At 71.0% G+C, this 13,226-nt stretch carries 14 protein-coding genes and 1 pseudogene; 3 read left to right on the top strand and 12 right to left on the bottom strand.

The window, feature by feature from the left end:
• Positions 1 to 32: 32 nt before the first annotated feature.
• From ACX9I7_RS23290 to ACX9I7_RS23255, 8 genes are all read right to left on the bottom strand, one after another.
• Entirely contained in the window at positions 33 to 1,229 is a 1,197-nt protein-coding gene (locus ACX9I7_RS23290) for a hypothetical protein (protein WP_459388391.1), read from the bottom strand.
• Entirely contained in the window at positions 1,226 to 1,942 is a 717-nt protein-coding gene (locus ACX9I7_RS23285; RefSeq protein ID WP_386731328.1) for a SigE family RNA polymerase sigma factor, read from the bottom strand. Before ACX9I7_RS23285 ends, ACX9I7_RS23290 begins: the two co-directional genes overlap by 4 nt.
• A 405-nt stretch (positions 1,943 to 2,347) precedes the next feature.
• On the bottom strand, positions 2,348 to 3,499 hold the full coding sequence (locus ACX9I7_RS23280) for an aspartate-semialdehyde dehydrogenase (RefSeq protein ID WP_459388390.1): 1,152 nt from the start codon (positions 3,497 to 3,499) through the stop codon (positions 2,348 to 2,350).
• A complete protein-coding gene (locus ACX9I7_RS23275) occupies positions 3,496 to 4,767 on the bottom strand; it encodes an aspartate kinase (protein WP_387573432.1) in 1,272 nt (423 codons plus the stop codon). Before ACX9I7_RS23275 ends, ACX9I7_RS23280 begins: the two co-directional genes overlap by 4 nt.
• A gap of 104 nt (positions 4,768 to 4,871) precedes the next feature.
• Positions 4,872 to 5,450, bottom strand: a complete 579-nt coding sequence (locus ACX9I7_RS23270; RefSeq protein WP_387573430.1) for a Uma2 family endonuclease — start codon at positions 5,448 to 5,450, stop codon at positions 4,872 to 4,874.
• 18 nt (positions 5,451 to 5,468) lie between these two features.
• On the bottom strand, positions 5,469 to 6,251 hold the full coding sequence (locus ACX9I7_RS23265) for a hypothetical protein (RefSeq protein ID WP_459388389.1): 783 nt from the start codon (positions 6,249 to 6,251) through the stop codon (positions 5,469 to 5,471).
• A 241-nt stretch (positions 6,252 to 6,492) separates the two neighbouring features.
• Positions 6,493 to 6,702, bottom strand: coding sequence for a DUF397 domain-containing protein (locus tag ACX9I7_RS23260; protein ID WP_387573426.1), 210 nt, complete (start codon positions 6,700 to 6,702; stop codon positions 6,493 to 6,495).
• Entirely contained in the window at positions 6,699 to 7,520 is an 822-nt protein-coding gene (locus ACX9I7_RS23255) for a helix-turn-helix domain-containing protein (protein WP_387573424.1), read from the bottom strand. Before ACX9I7_RS23255 ends, ACX9I7_RS23260 begins: the two co-directional genes overlap by 4 nt.
• A gap of 89 nt (positions 7,521 to 7,609) precedes the next feature.
• Here ACX9I7_RS23255 and ACX9I7_RS23250 point away from each other — a divergent pair, with 89 nt between their 5' ends.
• From ACX9I7_RS23250 to ACX9I7_RS23240, 3 genes are read left to right on the top strand one after another with little or no spacing between them, the layout of a single operon-like run.
• Complete coding sequence (locus ACX9I7_RS23250) at positions 7,610 to 8,053, top strand: hypothetical protein (protein WP_240667382.1); 444 nt, start codon at positions 7,610 to 7,612, stop codon at positions 8,051 to 8,053.
• A 29-nt stretch (positions 8,054 to 8,082) separates the two neighbouring features.
• The gene (locus ACX9I7_RS23245; protein WP_459388388.1) at positions 8,083 to 9,123 is read left to right on the top strand and encodes a calcium-binding protein; all 1,041 of its coding nucleotides are present in this window, start codon (positions 8,083 to 8,085) and stop codon (positions 9,121 to 9,123) included.
• Positions 9,124 to 9,128: 5 nt separating this feature from the next.
• Positions 9,129 to 10,160, top strand: coding sequence for a calcium-binding protein (locus ACX9I7_RS23240; protein WP_459388387.1), 1,032 nt, complete (start codon positions 9,129 to 9,131; stop codon positions 10,158 to 10,160).
• A 39-nt stretch (positions 10,161 to 10,199) separates the two neighbouring features.
• Here the strand turns inward: ACX9I7_RS23240 and ACX9I7_RS23235 are convergent, their stop codons facing one another.
• The 4 genes and pseudogenes from ACX9I7_RS23235 to ACX9I7_RS23220 form a co-directional block, all read right to left on the bottom strand.
• Positions 10,200 to 10,874, bottom strand: a complete 675-nt coding sequence (locus tag ACX9I7_RS23235) for a DUF5063 domain-containing protein (protein ID WP_358632099.1) — start codon at positions 10,872 to 10,874, stop codon at positions 10,200 to 10,202.
• Positions 10,867 to 11,466 (bottom strand): recombination mediator RecR, encoded by a 600-nt coding sequence (recR, locus tag ACX9I7_RS23230; RefSeq protein ID WP_126915205.1) that lies wholly within the window; start codon positions 11,464 to 11,466, stop codon positions 10,867 to 10,869. The genes ACX9I7_RS23235 and recR overlap by 8 nt, the downstream gene beginning before the upstream one ends.
• 76 nt (positions 11,467 to 11,542) lie before the next feature.
• Complete coding sequence (locus tag ACX9I7_RS23225) at positions 11,543 to 11,857, bottom strand: YbaB/EbfC family nucleoid-associated protein (RefSeq protein ID WP_373298213.1); 315 nt, start codon at positions 11,855 to 11,857, stop codon at positions 11,543 to 11,545.
• Between the two features lie 286 nt (positions 11,858 to 12,143).
• Positions 12,144 to 13,226 (bottom strand): annotated as a pseudogene (locus ACX9I7_RS23220) (DNA polymerase III subunit gamma and tau); the annotation flags it as partial.

Genomic DNA, 13,226 nt, shown 5'->3' with positions numbered 1-13,226 from the left:
GGCGCCGATCCGCCGGGGTTAATCGGCCAAGGTCAAGCCGACGGCGGGGTCTGGGCCGCCAGCGGCCCCGTGCGGTAGATCGTGCCCGCGCAGGCGTCGGGGAGGGTGGCGTCGGCGGCCTTGGGCTCGCCCACGTCCGGGGTGTGGCTGAGGACGACTGTGGCGGGGGGCTTGGGCTGGTCCGGGTCCTGGGGCTGGACCTTCTCCTCCGTCTTGGTCGCGCTGGGGGCCGCGGTGGCGGCGGTGGTCTGCGGGGTGGCCGTGGGGGCCGTCGGCCGGGCGCAGCCACTGGGGCCGCCGTCGGCCGCCGGGACCCACGCGAACTTGATCTCGTACGCCTGTCCCGGCTGGAGGATCACCTGGCTGGGCTGGACGGAGGGGTCGGGCAGCGCGGGCGCGGCGTCGCCCGACGTGTGGTCGACGACGGTGACCCGAGTGCTGTCCGCGCTGCCCTGGGCGTGCGCGGCGACGACGCCGGAGCCGGCGACGGAGCAGACGGTGCCGGAGACGTTGACGACGCGGAACGTGCCGTAGATCTTGCCGTTCTTGTCGGCGGCGCCGACGGTGCTGGTGCCCTTGCCGAGCTGGTCGCGGTCGCAGGTGGGCGAGGCGGCGATGAGGGTGGGCCCGGGGGCGGGGGCGGTGCCGGCGATGGAGCCGGTCGGGCCGGTGGCGCTGCCGCCGTCCTTCTTCCGCTCCTCCTCCCGCTTCTTCTCCTCGTCCTTCTTCCGCTCGTCCGGCCGGGTGGAGCCGTGGCTGTGCTCCGGCTCCACCTCGTCGCCGTCGGCGCCGCGCTGGCCGCCCGTGAGTTCGTGGGTGCGCTGGCGGCTGCTGGCGGCGTTGGCGGCGTGGTCGTCCGCGGTGCCCGCGGTCGTGGCGACGTGGATGAGGGCGGGCAGGGCCGTCGCGCCGAGGATCACCGCCGCGGCGGCGCCGACGACGGCCTGCCGACGCCGGGTGCGCCGGGCGGGTACGGCACGGTGGAGGTGCTCCAGCGCGTCGGGCGAGGGCTCGAGGTCCTCGACGGCGCCGTGCAGCAGCCGGCGCAGCGCCTGCTCGTCGAGCGAACCGAGAGACGAGCCGAGGGAGTCGAGCGAGCCGAGAGGGTCGTTCCCCTGGGGCCGGTCGCCGGAGTGGTTCTTGTCGTGTGTCATGTCGTGCGCGCGCGGGCCGGAGGATTCCGGCTTATCACGCCCTTCCGGGGAGTGCGGGAAGTGCTGGTGGCTCATACCGGTGCCTCCATGGCGATCCGGAGTGCCGCGATGCCCCGCGAGCCGTACGCCTTGACCGAGCCCAGGGAGAGGCCGAGGGTCTCGGCGACCTGGGCCTCGGTCATGTCGGCGAAGTAGCGCAGGACGAGGACCTCGCGCTGGCGGCGCTGCAGTCCTCGCATCGCTTTGATCAATTGATCCCGCTCCAGTTGTTCGTACGCGCCTTCCTCGGCGCTCGCCATGTCGGGCATCGGCTTGGACAGCAGCTTCAGCCCGAGGATGCGGCGCCGGAGCGCGGAGCGGGAGAGATTGACGACAGTCTGCCGCAGGTAGGCGAGGGTCTTCTCCGGGTCGCGGACGCGGTTGCGCGCCGAGTGGACCCGGATGAACGCTTCCTGCACCACGTCCTCGCAGGAGGCGGTGTCGTCGAGGAGCAGGGCGGCGAGGCCGAGCAGCGACCGGTAGTGGGCCCGGTAGGTCTCGGTGAGATGGTCGACTGTGGTGCCCTCAGCCATCGCCTCGTCAGCGTCCCCCGGGCGCGGCGTCGGCCGTGTGGACGGCTGCGGTGACGCCTGCGGGGAGAGCGCCGAGGAGATCGGCGTGATGGGTGCGAGCTGCGCGACCGAGGCGGGGCCGGGGGCGGGCTGCGCGGACGTCGTCGAGGACTGTGCGGGGACCTGCGGCGGAAGCTGCCCGGGACGGGCGGCCGACCAGGGAGCGATCACCGGCATACCGCCCGGCGCTCCGGAACGCGGACGCACCGCTGCGCTGCCGCGCCTCGGTACCGTTGCGATGCTGATGACCTCTGCCACGCCTGTTGGACACGCTTCCCCCCGTCAGGGTTGTACGCGCCAGGCATGGCGATCGACGAAGCGCCATGGGACGCGTCGGACGACGCGCCGCATGACGAAGCGCCATGTGCCCTCATGCGTACCAGCTCTTCCTCAATGCCCCGGTTCATACCCCGTGCCCCGGCGCCGTCGCTAAGGACGGCGACAAAGACGACCCCCGCCCAGGGCGCGGTTGCGGCGGGCGGGGAGCGAAATCCTCGAACACAGCATCTGCCCAGTTCAAGAGGTCTGGACCAACGAGTTGATCACAGGACCTTCACACATTCCCCAGCCGTCCACCAAGTATTACGGAGCAGTAAGCTCGGCCGCCACGCATTCCGCGATCTGCGCGGTGTTCAGAGCGGCCCCCTTGCGCAGATTGTCCGCGCAGACGAAGAACTCGAGCGCCCTCGGGTCGTCCAGTGACCGCCGTACCCTCCCGACCCACGCCGGATCCGTGCCGACGGCGTCCGCCGGAGTGGGGTATTCCCCTTCCGCGGGGCTGTCGCACAGCACCACGCCCGGAGCGTTGGCCAGCACCTCGTGCGCCCGCTCCACGGTCACCTCGTTCTCGAAGCGCGCGTGGACGCTCAGCGAGTGGGTCGTGATCACGGGTACGCGGACGCAGGTCGCGCTCACCCGCAGCCCCGGCAGTCCCAGGATCTTGCGGCTCTGGTCGCGTATCGCCAGTTCGGCGGAGGACCAGCCGGCCCGGTCATCGGCAGCGACAGCGGCGGCGGCAGCCGCAGCGGTACTGCCATCCGTCCCCACCCACGGCACCACGTTCAGCGCCACCGGCGCCGGGAACGGGCTCGTGCCCTCCCCCACCGCGCGGCGCAGGTCGCCGGGGTGCGTCCCCAGTTCCGTACCGGCCACGGCCGCGAGCTGCGCCCGGAGCGCCTCCGCCCCGGCCCGGCCCGCGCCGGAGGCCGCCTCGTACGTGGAGACGATCAGCTCGTCCAGCCCGAACGCGGAGTGCAGCGCGCCCACCGCGGCGATCATCGCCAGCGTGGCGCAGCCGGGGTTGGCGACGATCCCGCGCGGCCGCATCCGGGCGGCGTGGGCGTTGACCTCGGGTACGACCAGGGGTACGTCCGGGTCCATCCGGAAAGCGGCGGAGTTGTCCACCACGACCGCGCCCTTGGACACCGCGATCGGCGCCCAGCGTGCCGAGACCTCGGCCGGAACGTCGAACATCGCGACGGCGACGCCCTCGAACGCCTCCTCGCTCAGCGCGACGACCTCGGTCTCCTCGCCCCGGACGGCCAGCTTCCGGCCGGCCGAGCGCGGGGACGCGATCAGCCGGATCTCACCCCATATGTCCGCATGCTGCGAAAGGATCTCCAGCATCACGCCGCCGACGGCGCCCGTGGCACCGACGACGGCGAGCGTGGGCCGACCGGCCCGGCCGGCCCCGGCGCCGCGCACGGCGGCACCGGGAACGGCGGCGGCCGTCATCGGCCGGTGCCTCCGTAGACGACGGCCTCGTCGCTCTCGCTGTCCAGGCCGAACGCCGTGTGCACGGCGCGCACGGCGTCCTGCACGTCGTCGGCGCGCGTGACGACCGAGATGCGGATCTCCGACGTCGAGATCAGCTCGATGTTCACCCCGGCGTTGGACAGGGCCTCGAAGAACGTCGCCGTGACCCCCGGGTTCGTCTTCATCCCCGCGCCGACCAGCGAGATCTTCGCGATCTGGTCGTCGTAGCGCAGCGAGTCGAAGCCCACGCCGGCCTTCGTCTTCTCCAGCGCCTCGACGGCCTTGCGGCCCTCGGTCTTCGGGAGGGTGAAGGAGATGTCCGTCAGGCCCGTCGTCGCGGCGGAGACGTTCTGCACGACCATGTCGATGTTGATGTCGGCGTCCGCGATCGCGCGGAAGATCGCCGCGGCCTCGCCCGGCTTGTCCGGCACCCCGACGACCGTGACCTTCGCCTCGGAGGTGTCGTGTGCGACGCCCGAGATGATCGCCTGCTCCATCGGCTGGTCCCCTTGCGGTTCGTTGCTGACCCAGGTGCCGGGCAGCCCCGAGAAGGACGACCGGACGTGGATCGGGATGTTGTAACGACGTGCGTACTCGACGCAGCGGTGCAGCAGCACCTTGGAACCGGAGCTCGCGAGCTCCAGCATGTCCTCGAACGAGATCCAGTCGATCTTGCGGGCCTTCTTCACCACCCGCGGGTCGGCGGTGAACACACCGTCGACATCCGTGTAGATCTCGCACACCTCGGCGTCCAGCGCGGCCGCCAGCGCGACGGCCGTCGTGTCACTGCCGCCACGACCCAGGGTCGTGATGTCCTTCTTGTCCGCGGACACACCCTGGAAGCCCGCCACGATCGCGATGTTGCCCGCGTCGACGGACTGCTGGATCCGGCCCGGCGTGACATCGATGATGCGCGCCTTGTTGTGGGCCCCGTCCGTGATCACACCGGCCTGGCTGCCCGTGAAGGACTGCGCCTCATGGCCGAGGTTTTTGATCGCCATCGCCAGCAGCGCCATGGAGATCCGCTCTCCGGCCGTCAGCAGCATGTCGAACTCACGCCCGGCAGGCATCGGCGACACCTGCTCAGCGAGATCGATCAACTCGTCCGTCGTGTCGCCCATCGCGGAAACCACGACGACCACCTGGTGGCCGTTCTTCTTGGCTTCCACGATTCGCTTGGCGACCCGCTTGATGCCTTCGGCATCGGCAACGGAGGAGCCTCCGTACTTCTGCACGACAAGGCCCACGTGCGCTCCTCGCAGCTATACGTAATGCGGTCGGGTCCGAGTCTAACGAGAGGTCGGAATCGGCCACGGGGGTCCCACATGGTGAGATTTCCGGTCCCCGGAGGTCAGTCCGCGAATTCCTTCAGCTCCTCGGTGTCGAGGACGATGCGGACGGGGTCGGGGATCCCGATCCTCGCCCCGAATGGGCGCGTAGTGACGCTGCGGTACTCGCCCTTCTCCGGCTCTGTGTGCACGGTGACCGCGCGCCGGCCCCGGTCCACGAGGAGGTACACCGGGATCCCCGTGGCCGCGTACGCCCTGAGCTTCTCCACACGGTCGCGATAGTCCGTGTACGGGTCGTTCGAGGTGACTTCGACGGTCATCAGAACGCCCTCAGGGTCCGACCACTCCCCGTGTCCGACAAAGTGGCCATCGGGCGCGAGAGAACCGTCCGGGCGCACCCGGCCGTCCCGATTCGTCTCCGCCTTCAGCCCCCTGTACGGGTAGAGCGCAAGTTCCGGCCGCTGCCGCAGGCACTGCTCCAGCAGCCACATCACGATCGTGCTGCGATTGCCATCCGACGGCGGCTTGACCTCCAGCTTTCCGCTCACGAACTCAAGCCACACGGTCTCCGGCGCCGCGTGAGCGAGCTCCTCGAACTCCTCCACGAGCATCTGGGGCCGGCCGACCGCTCGCGCTGTCATGTGCGCTTCCCATCGGCGTTACGGGCGATGCCGGCGGCGGCGCGGAGCCTGTTGGCGTGGCGGGCGACTTCGTCGGGGGGGCAGGGCCTCGCCGGGGCGGTCGGGGGTGGGGGGACGGGTGAATCTCGCGGGCACGGGGGGCATTTTTCGCTCCAGTCGTTCGCGCATGAGCCCGGCAGGTCTGTTGATCGGATGCGGCAGGCCGGCCGTCAGGGCCGCCGTCATCTGTTCGGGGGTCGTGTCGAGCGCCAGCCACCGCGCGGCGAGGGGTTCGAGTTCCGCGCACTCGGCAGCGGAAAGCGTCAGTCTGGGGTCGATACGACCGAGAGAAGCGAGGGCGCGGTACGCGCGCGAGCGGCGGGGTTCTTCCGGCACCCGATCCGGCTCCGGTTCCGGGCGCTCGACGGACGGGACGTCGCCTCGTAGCAGCCGTTCCCACCACGAGGTGGGGCGCGCGGTGCGCGAGAAGAACGTACGCGTCACCCAGCGCTTTCCCGCCTCCGTGGCCTCGACGACGGGACGAACGAGCAGGTGACCCGCCTCGCGCAGGTACCGCAGCGCCGAGCGGCACGCCTGCTGGCCGTAGTCCGGGAGGACCTTCGCCAGCGTCTTCGCGTCCATCGCCGCCCCTTCGGGCAGCTGGTCGATGAACGCGGCGATCGACGCCTCGCGCCTGGGCAGATGTGCGAAGTCGTTCGCCGTGCGCGGCGCCTGGTCGGGCGCGACGCGCTTTCCGTAGCCCGGATTGGCCATCGGGTGTGCGGGGGTGGGCAGGGCGGCACTAGAGTTGGCAACAGCCATGGATCGAATCCTTTGGGTATTTATTCGATCTAGCAGGTCAGGCCCCGGATCGGTGTTCGCTGCACCGGCCGGGGTCGTCTGTTGTTAGGGACGCTAGGGCGTCCGCACTCCGCGTCGCAACCGGATCACGTCAAGTCACCACACTTGTGGTATGCGCGACTTGGGAGGGTGGGTGGGAGATATCTCCCACCACCCATTCCTCTAAAGCAGCGCTCGGGTCTCGGCTCTCGGAGCTCGGGTCTCAAGCCCGGGCGATGAAACCCGTGAATTCCGCCCATGCGGCGGGGGTGACGTCGAGTCTCGGAGCTCGGAGCTCAAGCTTCGAGTCCCGGACGTGGACGGTGTCGGGGCAGGTCGCCACCTCGACGCAGTCGCCGCCATCGCCGCCGCTGTAGCTGGACTTGAACCAGTCCAGATCTTCGTGGCCCGATATTCGGGGTTCGTTGTTCACAGCTCTCCCAGCATCTCCTCAATCACGCTCACCGAGTCCTCGGGGGTGAGCGCCTGCGATCGCAGGATCGCATAGCGCATGTTCAGGGCAGACACCTCCTTGGAGCCCGAGTGCAGCACGCTGCCCATCGGCCCCTCGAAGTAGACCAGCCGCTGCTCGTCCCGCGTCTCCACCAGTCGCATTGACCCATCCAGCCCGGCGTGAGTCTCACGCTTCGTCGGCATGATCTGGAGGTCGACGTTGCGTCGTTCGGCAACCTGCAACAGGTGCCGGAGCTGCCCGCCCATGACTTCCTTGCCGCCGATCGGCCGTTCCAGAACGACCTGCTCGATCACCGCGCTGATCACCGGGATCGGGCTCCGGTCCAGCAGCCGCTGTCGCTCCAGCCGAGCTGCAACCCGCTCCTCGATCTGCTCCTCGTCGAGGATCGGCCTGCTGCTGCGGAACACCGCCCGCGCATAGTCCTCGGTCTGGAACAGACCGGGGATGACGTGGTTCTCGTAGACCCCAAGCTGGGCACACTCCGCCTCGTACTTCGCGTACTCCTCGAACCAGTCCGGGAACTTGCTCTGCACGATGTGCTTCGCCGCCTCCCGTAGCAGCCCTCCCCCATCGCACAGCTCCTCCGCCGCGTCGATGAGCTGGAACGACGGCTTTCGCCGTCCCTGTTCAACCGAACAGATCATGTCCACCGAGTACTTCGCCGCCTCGGCGAGTCGTTCCCTGCTCACGCCCGCGCGCCTGCGCACCGCTTGCAGCACCGCTCCGAACATCCGCATCGTCGCCGACTTGGACCGGGCTTGCCTGCCGTCCGACATGCTTCTCCCTCCCGGCATTCCCCCGCAGTCGCGTACCGAACCGGGGGTCCACCTCCAGTCACTGGTCAGGCTAGGCACGATCACCCATCGTGTTCGCCGTGAAAGACGAAACTCACCCACCAACCTCAACAATTGCCTTCCGTCCAGAGTGGGTTCCGCTGGCAGGACACCACCTGTGGCGCTGCGGCGTGCACTTCGACGCCGTGCGCGCCCAGGGCGTGCAGGGTGAAGAGTTCGCCCTGCAGCTCATCGAACGCGCCGCGCCCGACCCCGGGCCGGTGGTGTGCGAGGCGAAGGGGTTCCGCTGGACGTACTTCCTGCTGCCGCCGGGCACGGCGAAGAACTACCCGTGGCCCGTGGGCGTCCAGTGGTTCAGCGGGACGCGCACGATCGCGTACATCGGGGTACCCGCGTTGACGGGGAACACGTGGCCGTTGCTCTGGTACTCGCGTCCGACGCGAGCGGCGCCGTTCGTGGACCCGAAGACGCTGCACAACGTGATGGATCCGGCAGGTCCGATTCCCCGCTTGTGAGGTCCGTGAAGCACGGCAAGCCTGGCGCAATGCCTTCCAGACATGTACGTCATGTACGCAGAGCCGTCGGTTCGCTCGTCGCGGGCCTCGCGTTCGTGGCCGGGGCCGGGGCCGGAATGGCCTCGGCCGCGAGCGCCACGCCCGCCGACCCGCCCGGCTGCACCCGGAGCGCCTTACCGGACGGCGGAGTTCACATCGTGTGCGTCCAGGGCGTCCCCGCCGGTACGTCCCTCAACGGCACCGACAAGGCGGACATCATCGAGGTCAGCGGCGGCGACGCGCATCTGAACGGCGCTGTCAACGGCCTCGGTGGGGACGACGTCATCACCGTCGACAGGATCCGCGCGAGCGGCGGCAGCTTCGAGATCCGTGGCTCCATCGACGGCGGTGACGGCGACGACCGGATCACCGTGACCGACCAGGACAGGTTCAGCGTCGAGGGCCCCATCCACGGCGGCGCGGGCGACGACACCATCACCACTGGAGGCGTGTCGTTCCGGGGGCTCATCGACGGTGGGGCCGGGGACGACAGAATCACCACCGGCGGCGTGCACAGCGCCGTGATCGACGGCGGCGAAGGAAACGACACCCTCCAGCTCGCCGCCTACGTCGTACCCGCGTACGACAAGTCGAGCCGCCTCGACGGCGGGCCGGGCAACGACACCATCACGGTCGGGTCGCTCAGCGGCCCGCTCCACGGCGGCCCGGGTGCGGACGAGATCATCGTGAACGGGATCGGCCGCCTGACGGGCCGCCTCATCAGAACCGTCACCGTCGACGGCGACGAGGGCGCCGACGTCATCCGCCTCGGGGCGATCGGCGTCGACGACGGGGAACTCCCCGGTCTCGTCCGTGGGGGTGCCGGGGCCGACCTCATCGAGGTGCCGTCCGTCGGGCAGGGCAGGAGTGCCATGGTCTCCGGGGACGACGACGATGACGTCATCCAGGGGCCGGGCGGTACCTCGGTCGTCGTCGGCCAGTACGGGACCGTCGACGGCGGGCGTGGCGACAACCTCTGCCGCACCGACAACCGGGCCGGCGGCACCGTCACCAACTGCGGGACGGTGTGAGGACCGTGAACCTCAGAAGGCTCTCAGCCACCCTCGCCCTCGCCGTGACCGCCGCCCTGTCGGCGTCACCCGCGCACGCGGCGCACGCGGCCCCCGCCGCTCCCGCCGCCACCGCCGACCCCGCCGATCCGCCCGGCTGCGTCCGCTACCCGCTGTCCGGCGGCGGCGAGCGCATCGTCTGCGCGCAGGGGATCCCCGCCGGCACGACTCTCAACGGCACCGACAAGGCGGACATCATCGAGATCCCCCTCACCGGCGCCGGGACCGGCATCGTCCGCGGCACGGTCAACGGCCTGGGCGGCGACGACATCATCACCGTCCACCAGGTCCTGTCCGGCAGCGTGAACGGCGGTGACGGCGACGACGAGATCACCGTCACCGGTAAGGGCGACAAGTACGGCGACGAGAACGTCAGGGGCACGGTCGACGGAGGGGCGGGCGACGACACCATCTCGACCGGCGGCGTCATCCTGGGAACGGTCAGCGGCGGTGACGGCAACGACGTCATCGAGACCGGCTCTGTCGCCGTCAACAGCACGATCAGCGGTGGCGCGGGCCACGACACGATACGTGTCACGGAACTCGACAAGAGCGGGCGGTTCGACCGCTCCGTCGTCAAGGGAGGTGACGGCAACGACACCATCGTCATCGAAAGCGCGGACGGCACCGTGGACGGCGGCAAGGGCAACGACTCGATCACCGTCGACAGGGTGGAGGGCCGCGGGTACGGCCACCAGCTCCAGATCTGGGGCGGCGAGGGCGACGACACCATTCGCACCGGCGCCTTCGGTGGAACCGAGACGAACGCCGGAAGCATCGACGGGGGTCCGGGCGCCGATGTCATCGAGGTGCCGGAGATCGGGCAGGTCAACCCCGCCTCCGTCGTGGGCGGTGACGGCGACGACATCATCCGGGGACCGGGCGGCACGGCCCTGGTCGTCGGCCCGCACGGCACCGTCGACGGCGGCGCGGGCCTGAACACCTGCAGCACCGACAACCGCTTCGGCGGGGCCGTGCTCAACTGCCGGGCGGCGTAACGCCCTCGAGCGCCTGCCCGGGACGCCCGGGACGTCGCCTCAGACGTCGCGGGGGACGCTCCGGGCCCGCATGGTCATCGGGCCGCCGATCTCGGCGGCCATGACGCGGCCGGCTTCCTCGGCGAGCTGCTCCTCGGGGTCGATGGCGTCCGTGTCGAGGCCGTCGAGCTCGGCCAGCGGCTGGTCGAGGCGGACGTGCGCGACGAGCGACTGGAGGGCGCGCAGGCAGGCGGAGGCGGTGGGGCCCCAGTTGGAGAGGTAGGAGAACTGCCACCACCACAGGGCCTCGCTGACGCGGCCGTCACGGTAGTGGGCCATGCCGTGGCGGAGGTCGGTGATGATGTCGGCGAGGTCGTCCGAGATCCGGGAGGCGACGGGCGCGCTGCGCGGGACGTAGGGGTCGAAGACCTCGGAGTAGACGTCGACCGGGTCGAGCATGGTGGCGAACCGCTCGCGGAGCTCGTCGACGTCCGGCTCGGGGCCGACGTCGGGCTCGTAGCGCTCGTCGGGGACGAAGTCCTCGTGGGCGCCGAGGCGGCCGCCGGTGAGGAGGAGCTGGGAGATCTCCAGGAGGAGGAAGGGCACGGCGCTGTCGGGCTCGTCGCCTCGGGAGACCTCGGTGACGGCCACGATGAAACTCTCGATCGAGTCCGAGATCGAGACGGCGAAGTCGCCGGGATCGCGCTTGGCGTCGTGCAGCGTTGCGTCAGACATCGAGAAGTCTTCTCCCTTCGAAGGCACGGCCGAGCGTGACCTCGTCGGCGTATTCAAGGTCCCCACCCACGGGCAGACCGCTGGCCAGCCGGGTGACCTTCAGCCCCATGGGCTTCACCATGCGCGCGAGGTACGTGGCGGTGGCCTCGCCCTCGAGGTTGGGGTCGGTGGCCAGGATCAGCTCGGTGACCGTGCCGTCCGCGAGCCGCGCCAGCAGCTCGCGGATCCGCAGGTCGTCCGGGCCGACGCCCTCGATGGGGCTGATCGCCCCGCCGAGCACGTGGTAGCGGCCGCGGAACTCACGCGTCCGCTCGATGGCGACGACGTCCTTGGGCTCTTCCACGACGCAGATGACCGCGAGGTCGCGGCGCGGGTCCTGGCAGACCCGGCAGCGCTCCTCCTGCGCGACGTTGCCGCAGACCGCGCAGAAGCGGACCTTGGCCTTCACCTCGGTCAGGGCGTGGGCGAGCCGGCGGACGTCGGCGGGCTCGGCCTGAAGGATGTGGAAGGCGATCCGCTGCGCGCTCTTGGGACCGACGCCGGGCAGCCTGCCCAGCTCGTCGATGAGGTCCTGGACCACGCCTTCATACACGGATCGGGTTCTCCTTCGTCTTCAGTTTCTTCGGTTTGAGCGGTTTTAGCGGTTCGAGCGGTTCGAGCGGTGAGGGTCAGAACGGGAGACCCGGGATGCCGCCGCCGCCCAGGCCCTGGGCAAGGGGGCCGAGCTTCTGCTGCTGCATCTTCTGGGCGGTCTCGTTGGCGTCACGCACGGCGGCCACAACGAGGTCCGCGAGGGTCTCGGTGTCCTCCGGGTCGACGGCCTTGGGGTCGATGACCAGGTTCTGGAGCTCGCCGGCACCGGTGACGGTGGCCTTCACCAGGCCGCCGCCGGCCGTGCCGTCGACGAGGGTGCGCGCCAGCTCCTCCTGAGCCTTGGCGAGGTCCTGCTGCATCTTCTGGGCCTGCTGGAGCAGCTGCTGCATGTTGGGCTGACCACCGGGGAACAAGGTTTCGCTCCTGGCTCTCGACGACTCAATGCGTTCCGAGGCATTCCGAAGCGTTCCGAACGCTTCATGCTTCGGTAGCCCGAGCCTACGTGCTCACCGGGCGGTACGCCCTACGCCGCAGGAAGGAGAAGGGGCGCGCGCGGGCGATTTGCGCTGCGCGCGCCCCTGACCTGCGGTTTCGTGCCCGCCTGTTGGCTATTTCGTCGGCTGTTCGTCGGCTGTTCGTTGGCTGCCGGTTGGCGCTTCGCCGGCTGTCGGCCGGCTATTCGTTGGCGATTTCCTCGATGACGGTCGCTCCGAGCTCGCGCACGATCAGGTCGTGGCCGGTCAGGGCGGTGTCGTCGAGATCCGGGTCGTCCTCGGCGGGGATGTCGTCCTCGGGGGCGACGGGCGGGGCCTCGGGCTCGGCGGCGGCGCCGTACCGCTGTGCGGGGCCGGAGGGGGATGCCGGGGCGGCGGCCGAGGGTGCCGGGGTGGCCTGGGCGGGGGATGCGGCCTGCTGCGGAGGCGCGGCCGGGGCGGGGGCCTGGGCCGTGGGGGCCGCCTGGGGGCGGGCGTAGGCGGGGGCCGAGGGGGCGGCGGGGGCGCCGCCGTAGCCGCCACCACCACCGCTGTAGCCGCCGCCGAAGCCGGTGGAGCCGCCGCCGGGCGGGTTGGCGCCGCCGGAGGGGTCGACGATGAGCTCGGTCTTCCACTGGAGACCGAGATCGCCGAGGGCCTGCCGCAGAACGTCCTCGCTGCCGCTGTTGGCGAAGCTGTCGCGCGCGCCGGCGTTGGAGAAGCCGACCTGGAGCGTGATGCCGTCGCAGCCGGCGACCTGGGCGTTCTGGCTGAGCAGGATCCAGGTGAAGCGGCGGCGGTTCTTGACCGCCTCCAGGATGTTGGGCCAGAGCTGACGCGCCTGGGAGGCGTCGCCCTGCGGGGCGCCCACGGGCCCGCCCGTGGGCGCGGCGGGGGCGGCTGCCGCCGCCGGGGCGGAGGGTGCGCCGGGCGCGGCGCTCGTGGGCCAGGCGCCGGCCTGGGGGGCGGAGGGCTGCGGAGCGGGAGCCGAGCCGGGTGCGGCAGCCGTCGGCCAGGCGCCGGGCTGCGAGCCGGGGGCGGCAGGGGCCTGACCCTGGGGGGCGGGAGCGGCGGTCGCCGCCCCGGTACCGGCCGGCCACGCGCCGGCCTGGCCGCCGGAGGCGGCGGGGGCACCCGCGCCGCCCTGGGCCGGGGCAGCCGCCGGAGCGGCGCCCGCCAGCCAAGCACCCGCCTGGCCGGACGCGCCGGACGGAGCCCCCGCAGCAGCCGGGCCTGCCCCAGCAGCCGGACCCTGGCCCTGGGCGGCCGCCGGAGCGGCGCTCGT

The organism is Streptomyces sp. L500, assembly GCF_054551825.1.
The sequence above is the reverse complement of the archived record's forward strand: the minus strand, read 5'-3'. Positions and strand labels throughout refer to the sequence as shown.

What these genes read in the sequence shown, in the direction of transcription:
- ACX9I7_RS23290 (WP_459388391.1), bottom strand. Translation starts at nt 1,229, where the DNA reads ATGAGCCACCAGCACTTCCCGCACTCCCCGGAAGGGCGTGATAAGCCG.
- ACX9I7_RS23285 (WP_386731328.1), bottom strand. Translation starts at nt 1,942, where the DNA reads ATGCCGGTGATCGCTCCCTGGTCGGCCGCCCGTCCCGGGCAGCTTCCG.
- ACX9I7_RS23280 (WP_459388390.1), bottom strand. Translation starts at nt 3,499, where the DNA reads ATGACGGCCGCCGCCGTTCCCGGTGCCGCCGTGCGCGGCGCCGGGGCC.
- ACX9I7_RS23270 (WP_387573430.1), bottom strand. Translation starts at nt 5,450, where the DNA reads ATGACAGCGCGAGCGGTCGGCCGGCCCCAGATGCTCGTGGAGGAGTTC.
- ACX9I7_RS23265 (WP_459388389.1), bottom strand. Translation starts at nt 6,251, where the DNA reads ATGGCTGTTGCCAACTCTAGTGCCGCCCTGCCCACCCCCGCACACCCG.
- ACX9I7_RS23255 (WP_387573424.1), bottom strand. Translation starts at nt 7,520, where the DNA reads ATGTCGGACGGCAGGCAAGCCCGGTCCAAGTCGGCGACGATGCGGATG.
- ACX9I7_RS23245 (WP_459388388.1), top strand. Translation starts at nt 8,083, where the DNA reads ATGCCTTCCAGACATGTACGTCATGTACGCAGAGCCGTCGGTTCGCTC.
- ACX9I7_RS23235 (WP_358632099.1), bottom strand. Translation starts at nt 10,874, where the DNA reads ATGTCTGACGCAACGCTGCACGACGCCAAGCGCGATCCCGGCGACTTC.
- ACX9I7_RS23225 (WP_373298213.1), bottom strand. Translation starts at nt 11,857, where the DNA reads ATGCAGCAGCTGCTCCAGCAGGCCCAGAAGATGCAGCAGGACCTCGCC.